This window comes from Pseudaquabacterium rugosum (genome assembly GCF_038066575.1).
In the GTDB taxonomy this organism is placed as follows: domain Bacteria; phylum Pseudomonadota; class Gammaproteobacteria; order Burkholderiales; family Burkholderiaceae_C; genus Pseudaquabacterium; species Pseudaquabacterium rugosum.
The window spans coordinates 52,858-76,293 of the sequence record NZ_JBBUTF010000021.1; the positions used below are offsets into that span (position 1 = coordinate 52,858).

The following is a 23,436-nucleotide window of genomic DNA, read 5'->3' on the forward strand; positions in this document are numbered from 1 at the left end:
CACCGCACTCGGGCCGGGCTTTGGCCTCATCCTTTCGACATTACTTATACTGAGAATTCGTTATCACACCTGATCTGAACGATGTCCGTGAGTTCCCAGACTGTCCGCATCCCGCGGCGACAGTGGCTGCAAGGCGCGATGGCTGCCTTGCTGTGCCTCAGCAATGTCACGGCCTTCGCGGCCCCGCCGCAGACCGACCGCACGCTCAAGGTCATCGCCCCCTGGGAGGTCGCCGGGCTGGAGCCGTCGAAGTCCGGCTTCGTGTTCGCCCGCCTGCAGATCGCCGAGACGCTGGTCGAGGTCGATGACCGCGGGCAGCTGGTGGGCGGTCTGGCGCGCAGCTGGGCCGCTTCGCCCGATGGGCTGGAATGGCGCTTCACGCTGCGGCCGGGGGCGCGCTTCCATGACCAGAGCCCGGTCACGCCCGAGGCCGTGGCGGCCAGCCTGCAACGCGCGCTGGCCCAGCCCGGCCTGTTGCGCAACGCCGGGGTGCGCCAGATCCAGGCCGCGGCGGATGCGGTCGTGCTGCGGCTGGACAAGCCCTTCAGCACGCTGCCGGCCTTCCTGTCGCACGCCAGCACGCTGGTGCTGGCGCCGGCAGCCTATGCGGCCGACGGCACGGTGCGCCAGCTGATCGGCTCGGGCCCCTACCAGGTCAGCGCGCTGCGCCCGCCACAGTCGCTGCAGACGCGCCGCTTCGACGGCTACGACGGCGCCCGCCCGGCCATCGCCGCGGTCGACTACCTGGCCGTGGGCCGGGCCGAGACACGCGGCATGATGGCCAGCTCGGGCCAGGCCGATCTGGTCTACACGCATGACCCGGTGCGTTATGCATCGCTGCAGCAGGCTCGTGGCCTGAAGCTGCACCTGCAGCCGATCCCGCGCACCCTGTACCTGAAGGTCAACGCCGGCCACAAGCTGATGTCGGACCTGAGGGTGCGCCAGGCGATGAGCCTGGCCATCGATCGCCCGGCCATCGCCCAGTCGCTGCTGCGCGCGCCGCAGGCCGCCGCCACCCAGCTGTTCGCACCCATCCTCGCCGAATGGCATGTGCCCACGCTGAGCCCGCTGACGCAGGATCTGCCACGCGCCCGCGCCCTGCTGCGCGAGGCCGGCTGGCAGCCGGGCGCCGACGGCCTGCTGCGCAACGCCCAGGGCCAGCCCTTCAAGGTGACGCTGCGCACCTTCTCCGACCGGCCGGAGCTGCCGCCGATGGCCTCGGCCATCCAGGCGCAGTTCAAGGCGGTGGGCATCGATCTGGCCGTCAGCATCACCAACTCGGGCGAGATCCCGGCCGGCCACCAGGACGGCACGCTGGAGCTGGCGCTGCTGGCGCGCAACCACGGTCTGGTGCCGGATCCGCTGGGCAGCCTGATCCAGGACTTCGGCCCGCGCGGCGGTGACTGGGGCGCGATGGGCTGGCACAGCGCCCAGGTCAGCCAGAGCATCGACACGATGAGCCGTGCCGTCGATCCGCGGCGGCGCTCGGCCCTGCGCGGGGCCATCGCCACCGTGCTGCAGGCCGAACTGCCGGTGATCCCGGTGGCCTGGTCCGTGCACTCGATGACGGCCAGCGAGCGCCTGACCGGCGTCAGCGTCGATCCGCTGGAGCGCAGCTATCGCATCAGCCGCATGGGCTGGGCCCGCTGATGGGCGCCGCCTTCTGGCGCCGCCTGCTGCTGCAGGCGGTGTCGGCGCTGCTGGTGGTCGGCACGCTGTGCTTCGTGATGGCCGAATCGCTGCCCGGCGATGCCGCTTACCGCATCGCCGCCGGCCGCTACGGCTATGACCTGGTCGATGCCGCGGCGGCCGAGGCCGTGCGCGCCGAGCTCGGCCTGGACCGGCCCGCGGCCGCGCGCTGGCTGCAGTGGCTGGGCCAGCTGCTGCAGGGCCAGGCCGGTGTGTCGATGGTGCTGGGCGAGCCGGTGACGGCGCTGGTCGCGCACCAGCTCGGCCACACGCTGTGGCTGTCGGCCGTGGCCTGGCTGATGGCGCTGGTCCTGGGGCTCGGCCTGGGCCTGTGGGCGGCCGCGCGGCCACATGGCGGGATCAGCAGCAGCGTGGAGGCCGCGATGACGGCATTGCGCGCCACGCCGGCCTTCCTGATCGGCATCGGTCTGTCGGCACTGCTGGCCGTGCAGGCCGGCTGGCTGCCGGTGGCCGGCCACGAGGATCCCGAGCACGTGATCCTGCCCGCGCTGACGCTGGCCCTGGCCCTGTGCCCGGGCTTCACGCAGGTGGTGCGCGAGGCGGCGCGGCGGGTGCTGGACAGCGAGGCCTACACCTTCGCCCAGGTCAAGGGCCTGCCACGGGGCGTGGCCTTGCGCCGCCATGCGCTGCCGCAGATCCTGCTGGGCACGCTGGCCTATGCCGGCGTGCAGCTGGTGCTGCTGGTCGAGGGCATGGTGGTGGTCGAGACGCTGTTCGCCTGGCCCGGCATCGGCCATGCGCTGGTGCATGCGGTGATCGCCCGCGACGTGCCGATGGTGCAGGGCACGGCGCTGACGATGGCGCTGCTGTTCGTGCTGCTGCACGGGGCGATCGATGCGCTGCACCTGGGACTCGATCCACGGTTGCGGACCGCCGGCACCACCGCCGCGCCCCCCGCGACGCGGACAGCGCAGCCCGCACCGACACGAGGAGATGACCGATGCGCGACCTGACCCCCGCACGCCCGGCGCCGTGGGCCGCCCTCGGCGTGCTCGGCCTGCTGGCGGCGGTGGCGGGGCTGACCTCGCTGCTGGCGCCGGACCCTCATCTGCAGGATCTGATGGGCAGCCTGCAGGCCCCTGATGTCCGGCATTGGCTGGGCACCGATCATCTGGGCCGCGACCAGCTGGCCCGCCTGGGCGAGGGGCTGCGCACCTCGGTCGGCCTGGCGCTCGCATCGGCCGCGCTGGCGGTGGCGGTGGGCACGGCGGCCGGTCTGCTGGCCGCGCTGCGTGGCGGCCTGACCGACCGGGCGCTGTGCCTGCTGGCCGACGCGGTGGCCGCCATTCCCGGCCTGCTGTGGGTGCTGCTGCTGGCGGCCCTGGCGCCGGGCGAGAAGTGGGCGATCTACGGCGGCCTGGTGCTGACGGCCTGGGTGGAGTTCTTCCGCCTGATGCGTGCGCGCGCCCGCTCGGCGCTGACCGGCCCGCCGGTGCAGGCCGCACGCCTGCTGGGCTTCGGGCCCGGCTACATCCTGCACTGGCACGTGCTGCGGCCGGCCGCCGCGCTGCTGGCCCGGCTGTGGGTCTATGCGGTGGCCACCGCCGTGCTGGCCGTGGCCGCCCTCGGCTTCATCAGCGTGGGCCTGCGCCCGCCGCAGGCCGAGCTCGGTCTGCTGATGACCGAGGCCCTGCCCTACTGGCAGGACGCCCCCTGGCTGCTGGCCGCGCCGGTGCTGGCGCTGATCCTGGTGCTGGGCGCGCTGCAGGCGCTGACCGGCCCGCGCACGACCGACCCCGCCCCCGCCCCCGCCCCCGCCCCCGACGCCGCAGCCCAGGAGAGCGCAGCATGACCCAAACGTCCGACATCGTGCTCCAGGCCACTGATCTGGGCGTCCATCTGCGGGCCCTGCCCGCGCGGCGGCTGCTCGACGGCTGCAGCTTCACGCTGCGCGCCGGCCAGCGGCTGACCCTGGTCGGCGAGTCCGGCGCCGGCAAGTCGCTGCTGGCCCAGGCCATCATGGGCACCCTGCCCGCGGCCCTGGCCGCCCACGGCCGCCTCGACGTGCTGGGCCGGGCCACCGATGGCCAGCGCGAGCGCACGCGCAGCCTGTGGGGCCGCGAACTGGTGATGCTGCCGCAGGAGCCCTGGACCGCGCTGAACCCGCTGATGCGCCTGGGCCTGCAGGTCGCCGAGACCGGACGCCATGCCGCCGGCCTGCCCTGGCCCGAGGCCCGGGCCCGCGCCGCGCAGCATCTGCAGGCCCTCGGCCTGGCCCAGGCCGGTGGCCAGTGGCTGCACCAGGTCTCGGGCGGCATGGCCCAGCGCGTGGGCATCGCCTGCGCCAGCCAGAGCGATGCCCGCGTGCTGATCGCCGACGAGCCGACCAAGGGCCTGGACGCCGGCGCCTGCGCCCAGGTGGCCGATCTGCTGGCCCGTGCACAGCGTCAGGGCCAGGCCCTGCTGACCATCACCCACGACCTGGACCTGGCCCGCCACCTCGGCGGCGAGCTGGCCGTGCTGCGCCAGGGCCGCATCATCGAGGCCGGGCCCGCCGACGCGGTGCTGCAGGCACCGCGGCATGACTACACCCGGGCCCTGATCGCCGCGCAGCCCCGGCATTGGCCGGCGCTGTGGCCGGTGCGGTCCGACCGGGTCGCCATCATCGCGGACGAGCCGCTGATCCGCGCCGACGACATCGGCGTGGACTTCGGCCCGCGGCGCGTGCTCGACGGTGCCAGCCTGACGATCACCGCGGGCCAGGCCCTGGCCGTCGTCGGCCCCAGCGGCTGCGGCAAGACCACGCTGGGCCATGTGCTGGTGGGCGTGCAGGCGATCGCCCGCGGCCGGGTGCAGCGGCGGGCCGGCGTGCCGGCCTGGCGCTTCCAGAAGCTCTACCAGGACCCGGTGGCCTCCTTCGCGCCGGGTCAGCGCCTGCGCCAGGGACTGGACGATCTGGTGCGGCTGCACCGGTTGGAGGCCGAGCGCATCCCCGCGCTGCTGCAGCGCCTGAAGCTGGACGAGGCGCTGCTGGCCCGCCACCCGGGCGAGGTCTCCGGCGGTGAGCTGCAGCGCCTGGCGCTGCTGCGCGTGCTGCTGCTGCGGCCGGCCTTCGTGTTCGCCGACGAGCCCACGTCACGGCTGGACGCACTGACCCAGCGCGAGACCCTGGGCCTGCTGTGCGAGGAGCTCGGCGCCGAAGGCTGCGCGCTGCTGCTGGTCAGCCACGACCCTGACCTGGCGCGTCAGGCGACCCAGCAGTGCTGGCACATGGCGGCCGGTCGTCTGCAGGCCGGGCATCCGGCGCAGGACAGGCCCGCCAGCGTGGCCGAGACGGGCCATCCGGATCCGCGCTGACTTGTCAGCAAGTGATCGCTCACCTAGCATGCGATCTCCTCATCCAGACGCCTCACGCCACACCATGTCGTCCAGCCCCGTCTCCAGACCGCGCCTGTCGCAGATCCCGGCCCTGGCGGCCACCGCCGTGACGGCGCTGGCCGCACTGCTCGCCCCGGCCACCGAGGCCCGGGCCGCACTGGTCTGGGACTGGGCCTACAGCGGCAGCGGCATCAGCGCCAGCGGCCAGTTCGAGACCCTGGACGCCCCCGATGCCAACGGCGCCTACACCATCGTGGCCATCCACGGCCAGCGCAACGGTGAGGCCATCATCGGACTGCAGACCACGGGCACGGCCATCCCCGGCAACGAGCCCTATGCGGTGGACAATCTGGTGAGCCTGGCCGGCGGCCAGCTGACCCATTACGGCTTCGGCTACCAGACGGCCTCAGGCCTCCATGCCAACCCCTACCTGGCGGACTGGCTGGCCGTGCCGCTGACCTACGAGGTGCTGACCAGCCCGCCCTATGCCGGCATGACGCACGAGCTGCCGGTCAGCTTCGAGGCCCACATCGCCGCGGTGCCCGAGCCCGGTGCGCTGGCCTTGAGCCTGCTGGCCCTGCTGTCGCTCGGTCTGGCGATGCAGGGCCGCCGGCACGCGGCCCCTCAGGTCAAGGCGATGGCACCGGCCGGCGTCCGCCCCACCACGCGCTGAAGGCCGCCGCCGCGATCAGCACCGCGCCGGCCCACACCGCCGGGCCCGGCGGCTGGCCGAAGACCAGCGCCGACAGCCCCATCGACCACACCAGCGTGCTGTAGTCCAGCGGCGCCAGCAGCGAGGCGTCGGCACGCCTCAGGCTGAGCGCCAGCAACCACTGCGCGAGACCGCTGGAGATGCCCGCGGCGACCAGCAGCAGCAGTTGCCGGCCATCGGGCATCACCCAGCCGGCCGGCAGGCTCAGCAGGCCGATCAGCAGCGTGGTCAGCGTGTAGTGGAAGACGATGGCGGTGGCCGGCTCGCGGCCGGCCAGGGCCCGGATCTGCACGGTCGAGATGGCGGCGAACAGCGCACCGGCCAGACCGGCGCCGACGCCGAGCCCCACCCGCCAGTCGATGCCCGCGGACGGCAGCACGTCACCGGTGCCGGCCGCCGGCCGGAGCGACGGCGCCAGCGCCACCGCCGTGCCGGCCGCACCCAGCAGCGCCGCCCACCAGCGGTGGGCCGGCACCGCCTCACCCAGCATCAGCCGCGACAACAGCACGGTGATCAGCGGCGCCGCATAGCCCAGCAGCACCGCCTCGGACAGCGGCAGGCAGGCCAGCGTCACGAAGATCATGAACATCGAGGCCGAGCCCGACAGGCCCCGCCCCAGATGCCGGCGCAGACGCTGCGGCGCGCACAGCGCGTCGGCCTGGCCCTGCCACAGCACCCAGACCAGCAGCGGCAGCAGCGTGACCGCCGAGCGGTAGAACACGATCTGGCCGGCCGGCACGCCACCATCGAGCGCCTTGACGCTGGCCATCATCAGCGTCATCGCCAGCATGGCGCCCAGCTTGAGGGCCATCGCGGCGGGCAGGCCCGCCGCGTCCAGGACGGGCTTCAGGGGATGGGCTCGAACTTCAGCTCGGCCAGCGGCACGACCTTGTCGTCACGCGTCATCTTGTACTCGGTGGCCGGGCCCAGCCACTTGTCCCACAGCTTGCCGATCTCGCCGGCCTTGTCCATCGCCAGCAGCGCCTCGTTGACCTTGGCCAGCAGCGCCGGCTCGTCCTTCTTCATGCCCACGCCGATGGGCTGGAAGACCATCGGCTCGCCGATCATCTTCAGCTCCTGGCCGCCGGTCTTCGACTGCGCGACCAGCTTGGTGATGGTCATGGTGTTGGCCACCATGCCCACGGCCTTGTTCTGCTGCACGGCCATGAAGGCCGAGCCGGTGTCCTGGAAGGTGACCGGCTCGGAGCCGTTCATCTTGATCGACAGCTCGGACGTCGAGCCCTTGGTCGACGCGATGCGCTTGCCCTTGAAGTCGGCCTTCTTCGTGCCCGGATCGCCGGCCTTGACCGCCAGCATCTCCTTGGCCAGGTAGTACGGATGGCTGAACTGGATCTGGCTGGCGCGGCTCAGCGTGTAGGCCAGGTTGGCCACCGCCACGTCCACACGGCCCATCTTGACCTCGGGCACGCGGGCCTCGACCGAGACCGGCACCACGGTGGCCTTGACGCCGAGCTGGCGCGCCAGCGCATTGCACATGTCGACGTCGAAGCCGACCATCTCGCGCGTCTTCGGGTCCGGTGCGGCGAACGGCGGCACGTCGGCGAAGGTCGCGCAGCGCAGCTCCTTGCGGGCCTGGATGTCCTGCCACTGGTCGGCGAAGGCGGGGGCAGTGGCGGTGGCGCTCAGCGCCAGGGTGGAGACCATCATCAGGCGATGGCGACGGGTCTGGGTCACGGTGTACTCCTGCTGCAAGGACGGCGATCGGAACCGGTGACCCGTCTGCCGGGCCACCGCGGGGCGGGGAAAGGAAGGACGGGTGGCGGGGCGCTCAGTGGGCGCGCAGATCGCTGAGAAAGCGCTGCGCCCGCGGATGCTGCGGGGCACTGAAGAAACGCTGCGGGTCGGCGGTCTCCAGGATGCGGCCGGCATCCATGAACCAGACGCGGTCGGCCACCTCACGGGCGAAGTTCATCTCGTGGGTCACGCACATCATGGTCATGCCGTCGTGGGCCAGGCTGCGCATGACCTGCAGCACCTCTCCCACCATCTCGGGGTCGAGCGCGCTGGTGGGCTCGTCGAACAGCATGGCCGGCGGCTCCATCGCCAGCGCACGGGCGATCGCCACGCGCTGCTGCTGGCCGCCCGAGAGCTGGGCCGGAAAGTGAGCGGCCTTGGCCGCCAGTCCGACACGGGCCAGCAGCGCCTCGGCCTTCTCGCGCGCCTCGGCCTTCGACAGCCCGCGCAGGCGCATCGGCGAGAACATCACGTTGTCGATCGCCGACATGTGCGGGAACAGGTTGAAGCTCTGGAACACGAAGCCGATGCGGCTGCGCAGGCGGTTGAGCTCGACGTGCGACATCTTCGCGTGCACGTCCCGGCCGTCGAACATCAGCTGGCCGGACTGGATGTCCTCCAGCCGGTTGACGGTGCGGATCAGCGTGGACTTGCCCGAGCCCGACGGGCCGCAGACCACCACCACCTCGCCCTGGCGCACCTCGGCGTTGATGTCGGCCAGCGCGTGGAAATCGCCGTACCACTTGTTGACGTCGGAAAAGAGGATCATGGGGTGCTCCGGGTGGCGGCGGCGGGAGGCAGATCGTCGGCGACCGGGACGGCGGTGGCGGCGGCCGGGCGGGCCACGGCCCGCGGCCCCTGACGCTTGCGGGCGATGCGGCGCTCCAGCGCCTCGGCCAGCTGCGTCAGCGACCAGCAGACGACGAAGTAGACGCCGGCCAGGATCGCGAAGACGTGGAAGGGCTTGGTCAGCAGCTGGTTGTTGACCTGGCTGGCGGCGAAGGTGAGCTCGTGCACGTTGATCACGTAGCCCAGCGTCGTCTCCTTGATGGTGGAGATGAACTGGCTGACCATGCTGGGCAGCGTGTTGTAGAGCGCCTGCGGCAGGATGACGTGGGCCATCGCGCCGAGGTGGCTGTGGCCCAGCGCACGCGCCGCCTCCATCTGGCCCTTGGGCAGGGCCAGGATGCCGCCGCGCACGATCTCGGCCAGGAAGGCCGATTCGTAGACCACCAGCGTGCACAGCATGGTGACGAAGCCGGTCACGTTGCGCCCGATCAGCAGCGGCACCAGGAAGTAGACCCACAGGATGAGCATCAGCAGCGGGATGCCGCGGGCGCCGTAGACCAGGGCCGTGGCCGGCACGTTCAGCAGCCGCCACGGCGACAGCCGCGCCAGCGCCACGCCCACCCCCAGCGGAAAGGCCAGCACGATGGCCAGCACCGACAGCAACAGCGTGCAGGCCAGGCCGCCCAGCGGGCCGTTCGGGTACTGGCCGATCAGCAGCAGGACCCAGTGGTCCTGCACGATGGTGAGGAGATCGCTCATGCGGCGCGCGCTCCGGTGCGGGCGCTGCGGCGGGCGATCCAGGCGCCGGCGGCCATGATCAGCAGCGAAATGAGGAGATAGACCACGGTGGCGATCGCGTAGGACTCGAAGGCGCGGAAGGTGCGGCTCTCGATCTCCTTGACCGCGTGGGTCAGCTCGGCCGCACCGATGGCCATCGCCAGGCTGCTGTTCTTGAACAGCGAGACGCTGTGGTTGATCAGCGCCGGCAGCGCATTGCGCACGGCCTGCGGCATCAGCACATGGCGCAGCGTGCCGACGAAGCCGTGGCCCAGCGCACGCGCGGCCTCGGCCTGGCCCGGTGGCACGGCGCGCAGGCCCGAGCGCAGGTCCTCGCTGAAGTAGGCCGCCTGGCACAGGCCGAGCGCGACCACCGCATAGACCGCCTCGGCCGCATGCTCGGACAGCCAGGCCTGCAGGCCGTCGGGCAGCAGGCTGGCGATGCCGAAGTACCACAGCATCATCTGCACCAGCGTGGGCACGTTGCGGTGGTAGGACACGTAGGCGGCCACGCCGCGCTGCAGCACGCGCCACGGCGTCAGGCGCAGGCCCAGCAGCGCCAGGGCCAGCGACATCGCCAGCAGCCAGGAGCCGAGGGCGATCAGCACGGTGGTGCGCAGGCCGTGCAGCAGCATGGCGCTGAACTCGGGGTCCAGCAGCAGCGCGGCGAGGTCGAAGTCCTTCATGGCGACGGCGGGTCGGGGCTTCAGGCCTGGGACTGGCCCGGGCGCACGGTGGTCAGGCCACCGGGCACCTGCAGCGTCGGCGTGATCTCCATGTGGCCGATGTTGACGGCCACCGGCGCGGCGATGGCGAAGGCGATGGCCGCGGCGATGTCCTCGGCCTGCGGCAGCTCGAAGCCGTCGAGGAAGCGCTCACGGATCTCGGCCGAGTCGCCGTGCACGTGGGCGAAGATGTCGGTGGCCACGCGGCCGGGGCAGATCTCGGTCACGCGCACGCGCTTGCCGCAGGCGTCCACGCGCAGCTGCCTGGACAGCATGCTGATGGCGGCCTTGGTCGCGTGATAGATGCTGTTGCCGCCGAAGTTGTAGGCCGCGGCGATCGAGCTGATGTTGACGACGTGGCCGCGGTCGCGCTCGACCATGCCCGGCACCACCAGCCGGCACAGATGCAGCACGGCGCGCAGGTTGACGTCGACCAGCAGATCGACGTCCTCGGCCTGCGACTGCAGCAGCTTGCGCGGGCGGTCGACACCGGCGTTGTTGACCAGCACGTCGAAGGGCGTGGCGGCGCACAGCGCGGTCAGCGCGGCGGTGTCGCTGACGTCGATGGCATGCGGGATGCAGCCGGTCTCGACGGCGAGCGCCTGCAGCGCGTCGGCCGACCGGGCCAGCGCATGCACCTGCAGGCCCTCGGCGCACAGGCGGCGCACGACGGCCGCGCCGATGCCCGAGGAGGCTCCGGTGACGAGGGCGGTTCGGTAATCGGAAAACGGCATGACAGTTCCTTGACTGACTTCAAATCTACAGAGTCGCCGGGCGCCTGACCAAGAGGGTTTGGCTGTGCGGCGATAAGCTTGTCTTATCCGTGGGCGCTCGACACCAGGCGGTCGGCCAGCAGCGCGGAGACCGGGCGCACGCGCGCGCCACCGAATTCGATCTCGGCGCGGATGGCACGGGCCAGGGCCAGCGCGCCGGGCGTGTCGCCATGCACCAGGATCTGCTGCGCCCGCAGCGGGATCACCGCACCACCGTGGGTCGTGACGGTGCCCTCGCGCAGCAGCTGACGCACCCGCGCCAGCACCTGCGCCTCATCATGGATCACCGCGCCGGCCAGGCGGCGCGGCACCAGCAGGCCCTGCTCGTCACAGGCGCGGTCGGCGAGAAAGGTCGAGGCCAGCGCCAGGCCGTGGCGCGCGGCCGCGCCCTCGATGGCGGCGCTGGCCGACGAACTGATGATCAGGGCCGGATCGAAGTCGGCCACCGCCCGCACCAGCGGATCGGCCAGCGCGGCATCGGCCGCGGCCAGATTGCCGAGCGCGCCGTGGAAGCTCATGTGCGTCATGCGGCAGCCGGCGGCCCGCGCGATGCCGGCCAGCGCGCCGAGCTGGTAGACCACCATCGAGGCCAGCTCGCCGGCATCGATCTGCATCACGCGGCGGCCGAAGCCCTGCCGGTCGGGGAAGCCGACGTGGGCGCCGATGTCGATGCCGCGGGCCGCGGCCTGGCGCACCGTGCGGTCCATGATGACCGGATCGCCCGCGTGGAAGCCGCAGGCGATGTTGGCCGAGCTGACGACCTGCAGCAGCGCCTCGTCCTCGCCCATGCGCCAGGGACCGTAGCCTTCGCCGAGGTCGGCGTTCAGATCGATGTCGTTCATGCGGTGGGGGCGCCCGGGGCGCGTGCGTCGGCGAGGGAAGGCACGGGGTCGGATGCGGCGTCCGGCGGCTCGACCACCAGCGGCCGCCAGCGCAGCAGGGCCTGGCCCCACTCCACCGGCTGGCCGTCGTCGCAGCACCAGGCCTCGACGGTGGCCGCGCACGGCGCGCACACCGGCAGCAGCAGGCTGCCGAGCTGCAGCAGGGCCAGCACCTGGCCGGCCTGCACGGCCTGCCCGGGCTGCACCAGCGGTGCGGTCTGCAGCGGATGCACGCGCCGCAGCACGCCGGCCGCACCGGCGCGCAGCGTGGTGCCGTCCACCGCGGCCGCCTGCGGCGCCGTGGTGGGCGCCGCAGCCTCGTCGGCCAGGCAGAGCACGGTGCCGGCGGCGGCCGTGCCCTGGGGCGCACGCACCAGGTGCAGCCGCAGGCCGTCAGGCCCCTCAAGATCAAGGTTTGCAAGATCGGTGCCCGCCAGCCATGCGGTCAGCAGCGGGATCCAGGCGGCGGGCGTCATGCGGCCCCCTTCAGCGTCGCGTAGAGCGCGACGCGGTCGGCCACGCCGTCCAGCCAGGCGCGCAGCGCGCGCTCGGCGGCCACCGCCTCGTCCCAGTCGACCTGGACGAAGCGCACGCGCGAGCCGATCGGCGCCTGGCCCAGGCGCCAGAGGTCGGGCTCGATGACGGCGCCGATCTTGGGATAGCCGCCGCTGGGCTGGGCATCGCGCATCTGCACGATGGGTTGGCCGTCGGGCGGCACCTGGATCACGCCGGGCACGATGCCGTGCGAGCGCATCTCCAGCGGCCGCGACAGGCGCAGCGCCTGCTCGCCGGCCAGGCGGTAGCCATAACGGTCGCTCTGCGGGGTGATCTTCCAGGTCTGTTGCCAGAAGGCGGCGCGGCTGTCGTCGTCATAGGCCTCATGTTCGGCGGCAGGCAGGACGCGGATGGCCGCGTGCCCGTCGCACGACTGCGGCAGGGCGATGACCGGCGGCACCACGGCCAGCGGGCTCCAGCGGTCCAGCGCCTCGGCCAGCGCGGCGTCGGTGGCCGCCGCCGGCAGCACATCACCGGCGCGCAGCGGCCGGCCCTGCCAGCCGCCGAAAGCGCCGCGCAGCTGCGTGCTGCGCGAGCCCAGCACCGGCGCGACGTCGATGCCGCCGGGCAGGCACAGGCAGGCGCGGGCCTGACGGTGCGGGCCCGGGCGCGGCAGGTCCAGCGTCAGCACCTGGCCGGCGCGGACGCGGTGGCGGGCCCAGGGCAGCAGCGGCTCGCCGTCGAGCCGGGCGCCGGTGTCGGCCCCGGTCAGCGCGAACACGCCGTCGCGGTTGAAGCGGGCCTTGAACGGGAACACCTGCACCTCGACGGCCGCCGCATCGGGCGCATTGCCCAGCAGCCGGTTGCCGACTTCCAGCGCCAGCGGGTCCATGGCACCGGCCGTGCCCACGCCCCAGCGCAGCGCACCCTGGCGGCCCGTGTCCTGCACGGTGGTCATGGCCCCGGCGGTCAGGATCTCGATCATCGGATCACCTTCTCGACACGGAAGCGGATCGCGTCGCCCGGCTGCAGCAGCACCGGGGGCTCGCGCCGCGGATCGAAGAACACCATGTCGGTGCAGCCGATGGTGTTCCAGCCGCTGGGCCCGGCCGAGGCCGAGACGCCGGTCTGGAAGCCACCGATCGACACCGCACCGCCCGGGATGCTGAGCACCGGCTGGCGCCGGCGCGGCGTGGCGATGCGCTCGTCCATGCCGCCCAGATAGCAGTAGCCGGGATGGCTGCCCAGGGCATAGACCGGGTAGACCGGCGCGCTGTGGCGCTCGACGATCTCGTCGATGCTCAGCCGCGTGTGGGCCACCACGTCGGCCAGGTGCGGGCCGCCCTCGCCGCCGTAGACCACCGGCAGCTCGACCACGCGGCCCTGCAGCACGGTGGGCGCGGCCGCGGCCCAGGCCTGGCGCAGGCGCTCGCGCAGGGCCTCGATGTCCTGCGGCGGGCGGGCGAAGACCAGCATCAGGTTGTTCATGCCGGGCACCGCCTCCAGCACCTCGGGCCAACGCTCGACCTCATGGGTCAGGCTCCAGATGCGCTGCTGGTCGTGCAGCGTCATCGCCTGGCCGGCGGTCTCGAACAGCAGCGCGCGGCTGCCCAGCAGGCTGATCAGGGGCGCGTCGGTGGCGGGCAGGTCGGCACGCGGCGGGGCCGCGGCGGCGCTCACGGGGCTCATGCGGGGGTGTGGCGCTGGTCCAGCCAGCGCTCCAGGTAGTGGATGTCGACGCCGCCGGCGGCGAAGCCCGCATCGGCGGCCAGCGCGCGGTGCAGCGGCAGGTTGGTGGCGATGCCCTCGACGCGCATCTCGGCCAGCGCCACGCCCAGGCGGTTCAGCGCATCGGCGCGGTCACGGCCGTGGACGATCAGCTTGCCGATCATCGAGTCGTAGTGCGGCGGCACCACGTAGCCGGCGCAGGCATGGCTGTCGACCCGCACGCCCCAGCCACCCGGCGCATGCCAGGCGCTGATGCGGCCCGGGCTGGGGCGGAAGGTCCGCGGGTCCTCGGCATTGATGCGGCACTCGAAGGCATGGCCCTGGCAGCGCACGTCGGCCTGGCCGAAGGCCAGCGGCTCGCCGCGGGCCACGCGGATCTGCTGCTCGACGATGTCCAGGCCCGCGGTCAGCTCGGTCACCGGGTGCTCGACCTGCAGCCGGGTGTTCATCTCGATGAAGAAGAAGGCGCCGTCCTCGTACAGGAACTCGAAGGTGCCGACGCCGACGTAGCCGATCTGCGCGCAGGCCGCGGCGCAGCGCGCGCCGACCTCGGCCAGCGCGGCCGGATCGATGCCCGGGGCCGGCGCCTCCTCGATCACCTTCTGGTGGCGGCGCTGCAGCGAGCAGTCGCGCGCGCCCAGCCACACCGCGTGGCCATGGGCGTCGGCCAGCACCTGGATCTCGACGTGGCGCGGGTGCAGCAGGAATTTCTCGATGTAGACCTCGGGGTTGCCGAAGGCGCGGCGGGCTTCCTCGCGGGTCAGCGCCAGCGCGGGGGCGAGCTCGTCGGGCGTGCGCACCACGCGCATGCCACGGCCGCCGCCGCCGCCAGCGGCCTTGACGATCACCGGCCAGCCGATCGCTTCGGCCAGCGCCAGCAGGGCCTGCGGGTCCTCGGGCAGACCGGCGTCGGGGCCGGGCACGCAGGGCACGCCGGCCGCACGCATCGCGCGTTTGGCCGAGACCTTGTCGCCCATGGTGCGGATGCAGGCCGCCGACGGGCCGATGAAGCGCAGGCCGGCCCGCTCGACACGCTCGACGAAGCCGGCGTTCTCCGACAGGAAGCCGTAGCCGGGGTGGATGGCACCGGCGCCGCTGCGCTCGGCCGCGGCCAGGATGGCGGCGGGATCGAGATAACTGCGGGACGCAGGCGCCGGCCCGATGCAGATGGCCTCGTCGGCCTGGGCCAGCCAGGGCGCACCGCGGTCGGCCTCGGAATGCACGCAGACCACGCGCAGGCCCAGCACGCGGCAGGCCCGCAGCACGCGCAGCGCGATCTCGCCGCGGTTGGCGATCAGGACGGTGTCAAACATCGGTGGACGGCGCGATGCGCATCAGGGCCTGGCCGGCCTCGACCTCGGTGCCGCTGGCCACCAGCACCGCCTGCAGCGTGCCGGCGCATTCGGCCCGCACCTCGTTGAAGACCTTCATCGCCTCGATCGAGCACAGCAGCTGGCCGACGGCCACGGCCTGGCCCGGCTGCACGAAGGGCTCGGCGCCGGGCGCGGCCTGCAGATGGACGACGCCGTAGAGCGGGGCCTGGACCTCGTGCGGGGCGGTGGTGCGCGCCGGCGCGGACGACGGGACGGCCGGGGCGGCGCCTGCCGCCGGGACGACCGCGGCCGACGTGGCCGACACCGGCGACGCCGAAGTCGGCGCCCCGGCCGGCGCGCGGGCGACCGGCATGGCCGTACCGGCGGCGCCCGCCCGGGCGAGCCGCAGGCGCCAGCCCGCATGATGGACTTCGAGCTCGGTGAGGTCGCTGCGGGCCATCGCGTCGATGAAGGCCTGGATCTGTTCGGGCGTCATGGCAGCGTGCTGGACGGAAAAGCGAGGAGACGGGAAAAGAGGGATGCGCGGCGGACGCGACCACGGGCCGGGCCCGCCCGCGGCGACCGCGGGGCCGGCGCGCCCCGCCTCAGTTGATGGACTTCGCTTCCAGCGCGGCGACGAAGGAGCGGTCCCAGCGGCCGGCGGCGATCTCGGCCATCTGCGCCTCCTCCTTGGCCTGCTGGGCCAGCGCGGCCTCGATCAGCGCGGCGGCCTCCGACGGCGGGAAGGCCAGCAGGCCGTCGCGGTCGCCGACGATGATGTCGCCGGGGTTGACCACCATGCCGCCGACGCACACCGGCACGTTGATCTCGCCGGGGCCGTTCTTGTAGGGGCCGCGGTGGCTCACGCCGCGGGCGTAGACCGGGAAGTCGCGCTCGCCGATCTCGGCGCTGTCGCGGATCGCGCCGTCGATCACCAGGCCCGAGAGGCCCAGCATCGCCGCGCCGGCCGACATGATGCCGCCGAGCACGGCGTTGTTCAGGTCGCCGGCCGCGTCGATGACCATCACGTCGCCGGGACGGCAGAAGTCGAAGGCCCGCAGCGTGGTCAGGTTGTCGCCGCCGCGCGAGCGCACCGTCACCGCGGTGCCGACCATCGTCAGCCCGCCGGGCTTGTGGAAGGCCTGCAGGCCGATGCTGCCGGTGCCGCGGTGCAGGTTGTCGCTGAGCAGGGCCACGGCGATGCGACGCAGGCGTTCGAGATGACCGGCATCGGCCTGCGGGGCGGAAGCGAGACGGCGGGCGCCGAAGGTGCTCATCGGGATCCTTGTGCTGACAGCGGCATCCGTGCCGCCGATGCCGTGCAGCGTAGGCAGCGCCGCCCGGGCAGACAAAGACCGATTGCGTATTCCGGGATAAGAGACGCTTATGCCGAAGACCGCCGCCCAGCGGCGGCCTGCCGCCTCAGACGGCCGCCACCGCGGCCCCCGGAATGCCGGCCACCAGCTCCAGCAGGATCTCCTTGGCCGCCTGGGCCGGCTCGGACAGCGGCAGGTGATCGGACTGGCACAGCACCAGCGGCGCCTCGATCACCGGATCGATGATGCGGGCCTGCCAGGCGCCGGCCTCGACCACCAGCTGGCGCGCCAGCGAGGTCGGCACCAGCGTGGCGCCCAGGCCGTCACCGATGACGGCCGCCAGCGTGCTCACCGATTCGATCTCGGCCACCACGCGCGGCGTGATGCCGATGCTGGCGCAGGCCTCGTCGACCAGCTTGCGCATGTAGTTGTAGGCGCGCGGCAGGTAGAGCTCGTAGCCGGCGACGGCGGCCAGCGGCACCGCCTCGCCCGGGCACTCCAGGCCCTGCGGGCCGACCAGGACCAGCGACTCCCGCAGCAGCGGCAGAAAGCTCAGCCCGTGCACCGCGCTGCGACCGCCGTAGATCACGGCCAGATCCATGCGGCCGTTCATGATCAGCTCCGACAGCGTGGTGCCGTAGTTCTCGTTCAGATAGGGCACGATGCCCGGATGCCGGGTGCGCAGCGTGCGCAGCAGCGGCAGCGCCAGCGTGGCGGCCAGGGTACCGGGCGCCAGGCCGATCGACACCGAGCCCGACAGGCCGCGGCTGGCCGCGTGCATGTCGGTCACCGCCTGGTCGCACTGGCGCAGGATCAGCTGCGCGTGGCGGTAGAGCACCTTGCCGGCCTCGGTCGGCGTCACGCCGCGCTTGGTGCGCAGCAGCAGCTGCTGGCGCACCTCGCCCTCCAGCGTGGCCAGCTGCTGGCTGAGCGCCGGCTGGGCGATGTGCAGCAGGTCGGCCGCCTGCGTCAGGCTGCCCACATCGACGATCTTGACGAAGTACTTCAGGCGCCGCAGGTTCATCGGCGGATTGTCTCGCATCCATAAGACTTGCCTATCGAGGCAGAGCAAAGCCGTCTTGGCCTCGGCCGCCGGCTTTGCCTACCGTGGAGGCCCGTGCAGCTGCCTCGCCCACCCGCGGCGAGTACCGAACGTCCCATGAGCGCCCCCGTCTTCGCCTCGCGACTGCGTCGCATCAAGCCCTCGCCCAGCACCTCGGCCGCCGACCGCGCCAACGAGTTGCGCCGCCAGGGACGCTCCATCGTCAACCTCGTCGTCGGCGAGCCCGACTTCGACACGCCCGCCCACATCCGCGAGGCTGCCGCACAGGCGATGAACCGCGGCGCCACGCGCTACACGCTGATGACCGGCACGCCCGAGGTGCGCAAGGCCATCGTGGCCAAGCTCGAACGCGAGAACCAGCTGGCCTACGGTCTGGACGAGGTGATCGTCACCAGCGGGGCCAAGAGCGCGATCTACAGCCTGTTCGCCGCCACGCTGGAGGCCGGCGACGAGGTCATCATCCCGGCGCCCTACTGGGTGTCCTACCCGGACATGGTGCTGGCCTGCGACGGCACGCCCGTCACCGTGGCCTGCCCCGAGGCCGACGGCTTCAAGCTCACGCCGGCCCAGCTGGCCGCGGCCATCACGCCGCGCACGCGCTGGCTGCTGATCAACTCGCCCAGCAACCCCACCGGCGCGGCCTACACCGCCGACGAGTACCGCGCGCTGGCCGCCGTGCTGGCCCTGCACCCGCACGTGCAGGTGATGACCGACGACATCTACGAGCACATCCGCTTCGACGACAGCCGCACCGTGCACCTGCTGGAGGCCGCGCCCGAGCTGCGCGCGCGCACGCTGATCGTCAACGGCGTGTCCAAGACCTATGCGATGACCGGCTGGCGCATCGGCTGGGTGGCCGGCCCCAAGGCCTACATCCAGGCGCTGGACAAGCTGCTGTCGCAGTCCACCGGCAGCTGCTGCGCGGTCAGCCAGGCCGCCGCCGCGGCCGCGATGGACGGCGACCAGGGCTTCGTGCGCGACAGCGTGGCCGTCTACCGCCAGCGCCGCGACCGCACGCTGGCGGCGATCAACGCCATCCCCGGCCTGAGCTGCCGCGCCCCCGACGGCGCCTTCTACCTGTACGTCAACTGCGCCGGCCTGATCGGCCGCCGCGCGCCCGACGGCCGCGTGCTGGAGACCGACGGCGACGTGGTGCTGTACCTGCTCGACAGCGAGGGCGTGGCCGCGGTGGCCGGCACGGCCTATGGCCTGTCGCCCTACTTCCGCCTGTCCATCGCCACGTCGCAGGACGTGCTGGACGAAGGCTGCCGGCGCATGGCCCGGGCGGTGGCCGCCCTGGCCTGAGCCGGCCTCACTTGATGAAGCGCACCTGCTCGTTGATCTTCTGCAGGATGGGCTTCTTCTTCTCGGCGAAGCGGGCCTTGTTCTCGTCGATCAGGTTGCGGCCCTGGGTGTCGATCGAGATGATCAGCGGGCCGAACTCGCGCACGCGGTTGACCCACAGCGTCTCGGGCATGCCCAGGTCCTTCCACTGCGCATCCTCGATCGCCTCGACCTGCGTGGCCGCCAGCACCGCGCAGCCGCCCGGGAAGATCGCGTGCACCGCCTTGTTCTCGATGCAGCCGGCGGCCGTCTCGGTGCCCATGCCGCCCTTGCCGACGACCAGCTTGACGCCGGTGCGCGCGATGAACTCGCGCTCGAACTTCTCCATGCGCATGCTCGTCGTCGGGCCGATGGAGACCATCTCGTAGCTGCCGTCGTCCTTCTGCCTGACGATCGGTCCGGCGTGGAAGATGGCGCCGCCCTGCAGGTCCACCGGCAGCTCGCGGCCGAGCTCGATCAGGCGGCGGTGGGCCACGTCACGGCAGGTCACCAGGGTGCCGGTCAGGTAGACGACGTCACCGATCTTCAGGTCGGCCAGGTCCTCGTCCCTGATCGGCGTGGTCAGGATCTTCTTCTGGCTCACGGGGGTCTCGCGGGTCTCGGCTCCGGTGTTCACAGCACCACTCCTTCATGCGACAGGATCTCCCAGGACAGGTCCGCCTGGATGCGGATGCGGCCGCGCCGGTGCGCCCAGCAGCCGGTGGACACCGCCACGCCGATGGTCGACGGATGGCGGGCGGATGATTCGATGTTGACGCCCATGACGCTCGCATTGCCCGTCAGGCCCTGCGGGCCGAGGCCGACCTCGTTGAGGCCCTGCTCCAGCAGGTCCTCCATCAGCGCCGCGTTGGGGTTCGGATGGCGCGAGTCCACCGGCCGCAGGATGGCCTTCTTCGACAGCCGCGCCGCCGTCTCGGCCGAGGTCGACACGCCCACGCCGACCAGCATCGGCGGGCAGGCATTGACGCCGCGCTGGGTGATGACGTCGAACACGAACTCGGCCACGCCCTCGTAGCCCTCGCCCGGCATCAGCACCTTGGCCGCGCCGGGCAGCGTGCAGCCACCGCCGGCCATGTAGACGTCGATGATGCAGTCATCGCTCTTGGGGTCGATCTCCCAGTCCAGCCAGGGGATCTTGCTGCCGGTGTTGGTGCCGGTGTTCTTCTCGTCGAAGGTCTCGACCGCGTTGTGGCGCAGCGGGCCGCGGATGGTGGCCTCCTTCGTCGCGGCGGCCAGGATCTCCTCCAGCTCGCCCAACAGCGGAAATCGGGCGCCGGCGGTGATGAAGTACTGCACCACGCCGGTGTCCTGGCAACTCGGGCGGTCCAGCCGGTCGGCGGCCTCCTGGTTGTCCTTCATCGACTGGTAGACGGCCTTGGCCAGCGGATGGGTCTCGGCCTGGCGCAGGTCGGCCAGCTTGTGGGTCACGTCGGTCGGCAGGCGCTTGCCGATGTAGGACGTGAACTTCCACATCACGTCGGTCAGGCGCGCGACATCGGCGCGGCGGTCTTCGGAGGTCTGCATGGGGGTGTCCGTGCGGAGGGCTGGGGAGAGAAAGGGGGAGGGAGCGGTCACTCGATGACGACCTTGGCGTCCTTGACCAGACGCGCGAACTTGTCGGTCTCGCTGCGGATCTGCGCGGCCATCTGCTCGGGCGTGTTGCCGATGGGCTCGGCGCCGATCTCGGCCATGCGCTTGCGGAAGTCCGGCGACTGGATGATGCGCACCAGCTCGGTGTTGAGCCGCGCCACGATCTCCTTGGGCGTGGCCGCGGGGGCCAACACGCCGAACCAGGTGCCGATGGCGAAGCCCTTGAGGCCGGCCTCGTCCAGCGTCGGCACCTCGGGCAGGGCCGACGAGCGCCGGGCGGTGGTGACCGCCAGGGCCCTCAGTTTGCCGGCCTTGATGTGGGGCAGCACCGGCGTGACGGTGTCGAAGGACATCAGGATCTGGCCGCCCAGCAGATCGGTGGCCAGGGGCCCGCTGCCCTTGTAGGGGATGTGGCTGAACTGCGTGCCCGTCATGTTCTCGAACTGGGTGCCGATCAGGTGCTGGGCCGTGCCGTTGCCGTTGGAGCCGAAGTTGTGGGCCCCGGGCTGGGCCTTGAGCATCGCCACCAGCTCGGCCACGCTGCGCACCGGCGTGGTGGCATTGACGACCAGGACGTTGGGCACCAGCGCGATCTCGGTGACCGGCGCCAGATCCTTCTGGAAGTCGTAGGGCAGCTTGCGGTAGACCGACGGCGCGATCGTGTGGTGCACCGCACCGATCAGCAGCGTGTGACCGTCCGGCCTGGACTTGGCCACGTAGTCGGCCCCCAGCGTCGCACCGGCACCCGGCTTGTTCTCGACGATCACCGCCTGCCCCAGGCTCTGCGCCAGGCGATCGGACAGGGCGCGGGCCAGCACATCGGTGGTGCCGCCGGCCGGGAAGGGCACGATCAGGCTGACCGGCTTGGCGGGCCAGGTCTGGGCCGACGCCGGCAGCGCCAGCGCGGCGGCGCCCAGCATCGCGGACGCGGCACAGGCCTGCAGCAGACGGCGCCGGGGCGCCTGTGCGCCGCCGGCCGGGCCGGCGGACGGTTGTGGAAGAGGGGCCGGGCGGCGGCGGGCGGCGTTCATCGGTGTCTCCTGGGTGCTTCGTCGAGCGGTGTGGACGCACTGTAGAAGTGAAGCCCGCGACGCGATCACCGTCAGATTCAATCCGCTGTTAACCTCGATTCAACAATCCGGCGGCCTGGCCTGACCCCTCGCCCAGCCCCCGCCACGCACCCTGAGCGCCCCATGAGCCCACGCCCACCCCACGGCCTCGCGCCCACCGACCTGGCCTTCTTCAGCGTGCTGGGTGGCGCCGGCAGCCTGAGCGCGGCCGCACGCGAGCTCGGCGTGACCACGCCGGCCGTCAGCAAGCACCTGGCGCAGATGGAGGCCCGCATCGGCCTGCCGCTGGTGCTGCGCAGCACCCGCCGCATGAGCCTGACGCCCGAGGGCGAGCTGCTGCTGGGCCACGCCCGCCGCATCCTGGGCGAGATCGACGACGTGGCCCGGCTGCTGGGCACGGCCGGCGCCACGCCGCAGGGCCTGCTGCGCGTCAACGCCACGCTCGGCTTCGGCCGCAGCCACGTCGCCCCGCTGATCGCGCGCTTCGTGCGGCAGCACCCTCAGGTCGACATCCAGCTGCAGCTGTCGGTCAACCCGCCGCCGCTGACCGACGATGCCTTCGACGTCTGCATCCGCTTCGGCGCGCCGCCGGACGCGCGCGTGATCGCCCGCCCGATCGCCGCCAACCGGCGCCTGCTGTGCGCGGCGCCGGCCTACCTCGCACGCCACGGCGAACCCAAGGTGCCCGAGGACCTGACGCGTCACAACTGCATCGGCATCCGCCAGGGCGAGGAGGCCTACGGCGTCTGGCGCCTGAGCAGCGGCCGCGGCCGCAACGCCACCACCCACACCGTCAAGACCCGCGGCAACCTGACCACCAACGACGGCGAGATCGCCGTGGCCTGGGCCCTCGACGGCCTGGGCATCGTGATGCGCGCCGAATGGGACATCGCCCGCCACCTGGCCAGCGGCCGCCTGGTGCAGGTGCTGCCGCAACACCACACGCCCGACGCCGACATCCATGCCGTCTATCCGCAGCGGCACCAGCTGGCGGCGCGGGTGCGGGCCTTCGTGGACTTCCTGGCGCAGGAGATGCGGCCGGCGATATCCGGGCCAGGGTGAACGGAGAGCCGCACGCGACGCCGCTCACCCGGGTAACCCCGAATGCAGGCGAGGAGCGCGTCAGGCCTAAACTTAAGCCTATTGATTCACTAACGCATAAATATGCAAACAACCGAACACCCAGCGGCCCCGCTTCGACTGGACGCCGACGCGCTGAGCGCTTGGCGCGACCGGCGCCAGACCTTCGCCCGCGCCGACGCAGCCAGTCGCAAGTCCGCGCTCGACCGGTCAGCACGCCATCTGCGCCAGCAAGTGCTGCACACCATCCATGCCGCAGGGCTGGGTCATGTGGGCGGCGACCTGTCAGTGGCCGACATCCTGACCACGCTGTTCGAGGGCGTCATGACACTGGATCCGCAGCGTCCCGACTGGGAGGAACGCGATCGCTTCATTCTCAGCAAGGGTCACTGCGCAGCCGCGCTTTACGGAACGCTGGCGGCCTGCGGCTTCTTCAGTGCCGAGCGGCTCGCGCACTTCGCCGCTGACCTCTCGCCGCTGAACGGCCACCCGAACCGCAACAAGATCCCGGGCGTCGAGACCAACACCGGCCCGCTCGGCCACGGCCTTCCGGTCGGCGTGGGCTGCGCCACGGCCGCGCAGATGGCGGGGCAGGCTTGGCGCACCTACGTCGTGCTCGGCGACGGTGAGTTGCAGGAAGGCAGCAACTGGGAGGCTGCGATGTACGCGGCCCATCGCAAGCTGGACAACTTGGTGGCCATCGTCGACCGCAACCGACTGCAGCAAGGCCTGCCGACCGAGGAGACCAACACGCTGGAGCCGCTGGCCGACAAGTGGCGCGCCTTCGGCTGGCAGGTGCACGAGGTCGACGGACACGACACCGCGGCCCTGTACGAGGCCTTCACCACGCCGCATCCGGGCCAGCCCCGCGCGGTGATCGCCCACACCGTCAAGGGCAAGGGCGTGTCCTTCATGGAGAACGGCGTCGAGTGGCACCACAAGGTACCCAGCGACGCGCAATACCAGGCCGCACTGGCCGAACTCGGCGAGGCGTGAA

25 protein-coding genes are annotated in these 23,436 nt (G+C 72.2%); 8 read left to right on the forward strand and 17 right to left on the reverse strand.

All coding sequences use genetic code 11. The features are described 5' to 3' along the window. The first annotated feature begins 87 nt into the window (after nucleotides 1–87). From AACH11_RS19965 to AACH11_RS19985, 5 genes are all read left to right on the forward strand, one after another. Nucleotides 88–1,650 carry an ABC transporter substrate-binding protein gene (locus AACH11_RS19965; protein ID WP_341376030.1) on the forward strand — a complete coding sequence of 521 codons (1,563 nt, stop codon included), beginning with the start codon at nucleotides 88–90 and terminating at the stop codon, nucleotides 1,648–1,650. Beyond that, the gene (locus tag AACH11_RS19970) at nucleotides 1,650–2,663 is read left to right on the forward strand and encodes an ABC transporter permease (RefSeq protein ID WP_341376031.1); all 1,014 of its coding nucleotides are present in this window, start codon (nucleotides 1,650–1,652) and stop codon (nucleotides 2,661–2,663) included. Before AACH11_RS19965 ends, AACH11_RS19970 begins: the two co-directional genes overlap by 1 nt. Then, nucleotides 2,651–3,502 (forward strand): ABC transporter permease, encoded by an 852-nt coding sequence (locus tag AACH11_RS19975; RefSeq protein ID WP_341376032.1) that lies wholly within the window; start codon nucleotides 2,651–2,653, stop codon nucleotides 3,500–3,502. The genes AACH11_RS19970 and AACH11_RS19975 overlap by 13 nt, the downstream gene beginning before the upstream one ends. After that, complete coding sequence (locus AACH11_RS19980) at nucleotides 3,499–5,007, forward strand: ATP-binding cassette domain-containing protein (RefSeq protein WP_341376033.1); 1,509 nt, start codon at nucleotides 3,499–3,501, stop codon at nucleotides 5,005–5,007. Before AACH11_RS19975 ends, AACH11_RS19980 begins: the two co-directional genes overlap by 4 nt. A 64-nt stretch (nucleotides 5,008–5,071) precedes the next feature. Continuing rightward, a complete protein-coding gene (locus AACH11_RS19985) occupies nucleotides 5,072–5,701 on the forward strand; it encodes a hypothetical protein (RefSeq protein WP_341376034.1) in 630 nt (209 codons plus the stop codon). Here AACH11_RS19985 and AACH11_RS19990 read toward each other — a convergent pair. The 14 genes from AACH11_RS19990 to nac form a co-directional block, all read right to left on the reverse strand. Further along, nucleotides 5,658–6,551: a DMT family transporter gene (locus tag AACH11_RS19990; protein WP_341376035.1), complete on the reverse strand. Its 894-nt coding sequence runs from the start codon at nucleotides 6,549–6,551 to the stop codon at nucleotides 5,658–5,660. The two genes, AACH11_RS19985 and AACH11_RS19990, sit on opposite strands and share 44 nt — an antisense overlap. Nucleotides 6,552–6,586: 35 nt before the next feature. After that, on the reverse strand, nucleotides 6,587–7,408 hold the full coding sequence (locus AACH11_RS19995; RefSeq protein WP_423228779.1) for an ABC transporter substrate-binding protein: 822 nt from the start codon (nucleotides 7,406–7,408) through the stop codon (nucleotides 6,587–6,589). Between the two features lie 121 nt (nucleotides 7,409–7,529). Continuing rightward, nucleotides 7,530–8,264, reverse strand: coding sequence for an amino acid ABC transporter ATP-binding protein (locus tag AACH11_RS20000; protein WP_341376037.1), 735 nt, complete (start codon nucleotides 8,262–8,264; stop codon nucleotides 7,530–7,532). Beyond that, on the reverse strand, nucleotides 8,261–9,043 hold the full coding sequence (locus AACH11_RS20005) for an amino acid ABC transporter permease (protein ID WP_341376038.1): 783 nt from the start codon (nucleotides 9,041–9,043) through the stop codon (nucleotides 8,261–8,263). Before AACH11_RS20005 ends, AACH11_RS20000 begins: the two co-directional genes overlap by 4 nt. Continuing rightward, a complete protein-coding gene (locus AACH11_RS20010; protein WP_341376039.1) occupies nucleotides 9,040–9,747 on the reverse strand; it encodes an amino acid ABC transporter permease in 708 nt (235 codons plus the stop codon). Before AACH11_RS20010 ends, AACH11_RS20005 begins: the two co-directional genes overlap by 4 nt. A gap of 20 nt (nucleotides 9,748–9,767) precedes the next feature. Continuing rightward, nucleotides 9,768–10,520, reverse strand: coding sequence for an SDR family oxidoreductase (locus AACH11_RS20015; protein ID WP_341376040.1), 753 nt, complete (start codon nucleotides 10,518–10,520; stop codon nucleotides 9,768–9,770). Between the two features lie 83 nt (nucleotides 10,521–10,603). Then, on the reverse strand, nucleotides 10,604–11,401 hold the full coding sequence (locus tag AACH11_RS20020) for a LamB/YcsF family protein (RefSeq protein WP_341376041.1): 798 nt from the start codon (nucleotides 11,399–11,401) through the stop codon (nucleotides 10,604–10,606). Next, entirely contained in the window at nucleotides 11,398–11,916 is a 519-nt protein-coding gene (locus AACH11_RS20025) for an acetyl-CoA carboxylase biotin carboxyl carrier protein (RefSeq protein WP_341376042.1), read from the reverse strand. The genes AACH11_RS20020 and AACH11_RS20025 overlap by 4 nt, the downstream gene beginning before the upstream one ends. Further along, on the reverse strand, nucleotides 11,913–12,920 hold the full coding sequence (locus AACH11_RS20030) for a 5-oxoprolinase subunit C family protein (protein WP_341376043.1): 1,008 nt from the start codon (nucleotides 12,918–12,920) through the stop codon (nucleotides 11,913–11,915). Before AACH11_RS20030 ends, AACH11_RS20025 begins: the two co-directional genes overlap by 4 nt. After that, a complete protein-coding gene (gene pxpB / locus AACH11_RS20035) occupies nucleotides 12,917–13,624 on the reverse strand; it encodes a 5-oxoprolinase subunit PxpB (protein ID WP_341376044.1) in 708 nt (235 codons plus the stop codon). Before pxpB ends, AACH11_RS20030 begins: the two co-directional genes overlap by 4 nt. Continuing rightward, nucleotides 13,621–14,976 (reverse strand): acetyl-CoA carboxylase biotin carboxylase subunit, encoded by a 1,356-nt coding sequence (accC, locus tag AACH11_RS20040; protein ID WP_341376045.1) that lies wholly within the window; start codon nucleotides 14,974–14,976, stop codon nucleotides 13,621–13,623. The genes pxpB and accC overlap by 4 nt, the downstream gene beginning before the upstream one ends. After that, entirely contained in the window at nucleotides 14,969–15,472 is a 504-nt protein-coding gene (locus AACH11_RS20045) for an acetyl-CoA carboxylase biotin carboxyl carrier protein (RefSeq protein WP_341376046.1), read from the reverse strand. Before AACH11_RS20045 ends, accC begins: the two co-directional genes overlap by 8 nt. A 109-nt stretch (nucleotides 15,473–15,581) precedes the next feature. Continuing rightward, the gene (locus AACH11_RS20050) at nucleotides 15,582–16,253 is read right to left on the reverse strand and encodes an RraA family protein (RefSeq protein ID WP_341376047.1); all 672 of its coding nucleotides are present in this window, start codon (nucleotides 16,251–16,253) and stop codon (nucleotides 15,582–15,584) included. A gap of 145 nt (nucleotides 16,254–16,398) precedes the next feature. Then, nucleotides 16,399–17,316, reverse strand: coding sequence for a nitrogen assimilation transcriptional regulator NAC (gene nac / locus AACH11_RS20055; protein ID WP_341376048.1), 918 nt, complete (start codon nucleotides 17,314–17,316; stop codon nucleotides 16,399–16,401). A gap of 135 nt (nucleotides 17,317–17,451) precedes the next feature. Here nac and AACH11_RS20060 point away from each other — a divergent pair, with 135 nt between their 5' ends. Further along, on the forward strand, nucleotides 17,452–18,660 hold the full coding sequence (locus AACH11_RS20060) for an aspartate transaminase (RefSeq protein WP_341376049.1): 1,209 nt from the start codon (nucleotides 17,452–17,454) through the stop codon (nucleotides 18,658–18,660). Between the two features lie 7 nt (nucleotides 18,661–18,667). Here the strand turns inward: AACH11_RS20060 and ttdB are convergent, their stop codons facing one another. From ttdB to AACH11_RS20075, 3 genes are read right to left on the reverse strand one after another with little or no spacing between them, the layout of a single operon-like run. Then, nucleotides 18,668–19,282 carry a L(+)-tartrate dehydratase subunit beta gene (gene ttdB / locus AACH11_RS20065; protein ID WP_341376050.1) on the reverse strand — a complete coding sequence of 205 codons (615 nt, stop codon included), beginning with the start codon at nucleotides 19,280–19,282 and terminating at the stop codon, nucleotides 18,668–18,670. Between the two features lie 29 nt (nucleotides 19,283–19,311). Then, nucleotides 19,312–20,223 carry a L(+)-tartrate dehydratase subunit alpha gene (ttdA, locus tag AACH11_RS20070; RefSeq protein ID WP_341376051.1) on the reverse strand — a complete coding sequence of 304 codons (912 nt, stop codon included), beginning with the start codon at nucleotides 20,221–20,223 and terminating at the stop codon, nucleotides 19,312–19,314. 47 nt (nucleotides 20,224–20,270) lie between these two features. Then, on the reverse strand, nucleotides 20,271–21,209 hold the full coding sequence (locus AACH11_RS20075; RefSeq protein ID WP_341376072.1) for a tripartite tricarboxylate transporter substrate binding protein: 939 nt from the start codon (nucleotides 21,207–21,209) through the stop codon (nucleotides 20,271–20,273). Between the two features lie 273 nt (nucleotides 21,210–21,482). On the opposite strand from AACH11_RS20075, the gene AACH11_RS20080 reads away from it, so the two are divergent. Both AACH11_RS20080 and AACH11_RS20085 read left to right on the forward strand, forming a co-directional pair. Continuing rightward, nucleotides 21,483–22,421, forward strand: a complete 939-nt coding sequence (locus AACH11_RS20080) for a LysR family transcriptional regulator (protein WP_341376052.1) — start codon at nucleotides 21,483–21,485, stop codon at nucleotides 22,419–22,421. Nucleotides 22,422–22,523: 102 nt separating this feature from the next. Beyond that, nucleotides 22,524–23,435: a transketolase gene (locus tag AACH11_RS20085; protein WP_341376053.1), complete on the forward strand. Its 912-nt coding sequence runs from the start codon at nucleotides 22,524–22,526 to the stop codon at nucleotides 23,433–23,435. Nucleotide 23,436 lies beyond the last annotated feature (1 nt).

Coding starts and splice junctions, on each gene's coding strand:
- AACH11_RS19980 (WP_341376033.1), top strand. CDS start 3,499: ATGACCCAAACGTCCGACATCGTGCTCCAGGCCACTGATCTGGGCGTC.
- accC (WP_341376045.1), bottom strand. CDS start 14,976: ATGTTTGACACCGTCCTGATCGCCAACCGCGGCGAGATCGCGCTGCGC.
- AACH11_RS19975 (WP_341376032.1), top strand. CDS start 2,651: ATGCGCGACCTGACCCCCGCACGCCCGGCGCCGTGGGCCGCCCTCGGC.
- AACH11_RS20075 (WP_341376072.1), bottom strand. CDS start 21,209: ATGCTGGGCGCCGCCGCGCTGGCGCTGCCGGCGTCGGCCCAGACCTGG.
- AACH11_RS19995 (WP_423228779.1), bottom strand. CDS start 7,408: ATGATGGTCTCCACCCTGGCGCTGAGCGCCACCGCCACTGCCCCCGCC.
- ttdA (WP_341376051.1), bottom strand. CDS start 20,223: ATGCAGACCTCCGAAGACCGCCGCGCCGATGTCGCGCGCCTGACCGAC.
- AACH11_RS19990 (WP_341376035.1), bottom strand. CDS start 6,551: ATGGCCCTCAAGCTGGGCGCCATGCTGGCGATGACGCTGATGATGGCC.
- AACH11_RS20050 (WP_341376047.1), bottom strand. CDS start 16,253: ATGAGCACCTTCGGCGCCCGCCGTCTCGCTTCCGCCCCGCAGGCCGAT.
- AACH11_RS20000 (WP_341376037.1), bottom strand. CDS start 8,264: ATGATCCTCTTTTCCGACGTCAACAAGTGGTACGGCGATTTCCACGCG.
- AACH11_RS20025 (WP_341376042.1), bottom strand. CDS start 11,916: ATGACGCCCGCCGCCTGGATCCCGCTGCTGACCGCATGGCTGGCGGGC.
- AACH11_RS19970 (WP_341376031.1), top strand. CDS start 1,650: ATGGGCGCCGCCTTCTGGCGCCGCCTGCTGCTGCAGGCGGTGTCGGCG.
- AACH11_RS20005 (WP_341376038.1), bottom strand. CDS start 9,043: ATGAGCGATCTCCTCACCATCGTGCAGGACCACTGGGTCCTGCTGCTG.
- AACH11_RS19985 (WP_341376034.1), top strand. CDS start 5,072: ATGTCGTCCAGCCCCGTCTCCAGACCGCGCCTGTCGCAGATCCCGGCC.
- AACH11_RS20080 (WP_341376052.1), top strand. CDS start 21,483: ATGAGCCCACGCCCACCCCACGGCCTCGCGCCCACCGACCTGGCCTTC.
- AACH11_RS20010 (WP_341376039.1), bottom strand. CDS start 9,747: ATGAAGGACTTCGACCTCGCCGCGCTGCTGCTGGACCCCGAGTTCAGC.
- nac (WP_341376048.1), bottom strand. CDS start 17,316: ATGAACCTGCGGCGCCTGAAGTACTTCGTCAAGATCGTCGATGTGGGC.
- AACH11_RS20060 (WP_341376049.1), top strand. CDS start 17,452: ATGAGCGCCCCCGTCTTCGCCTCGCGACTGCGTCGCATCAAGCCCTCG.
- AACH11_RS20015 (WP_341376040.1), bottom strand. CDS start 10,520: ATGCCGTTTTCCGATTACCGAACCGCCCTCGTCACCGGAGCCTCCTCG.
- AACH11_RS20045 (WP_341376046.1), bottom strand. CDS start 15,472: ATGACGCCCGAACAGATCCAGGCCTTCATCGACGCGATGGCCCGCAGC.
- AACH11_RS20030 (WP_341376043.1), bottom strand. CDS start 12,920: ATGATCGAGATCCTGACCGCCGGGGCCATGACCACCGTGCAGGACACG.
- AACH11_RS20020 (WP_341376041.1), bottom strand. CDS start 11,401: ATGAACGACATCGATCTGAACGCCGACCTCGGCGAAGGCTACGGTCCC.
- pxpB (WP_341376044.1), bottom strand. CDS start 13,624: ATGAGCCCCGTGAGCGCCGCCGCGGCCCCGCCGCGTGCCGACCTGCCC.
- AACH11_RS20085 (WP_341376053.1), top strand. CDS start 22,524: ATGCAAACAACCGAACACCCAGCGGCCCCGCTTCGACTGGACGCCGAC.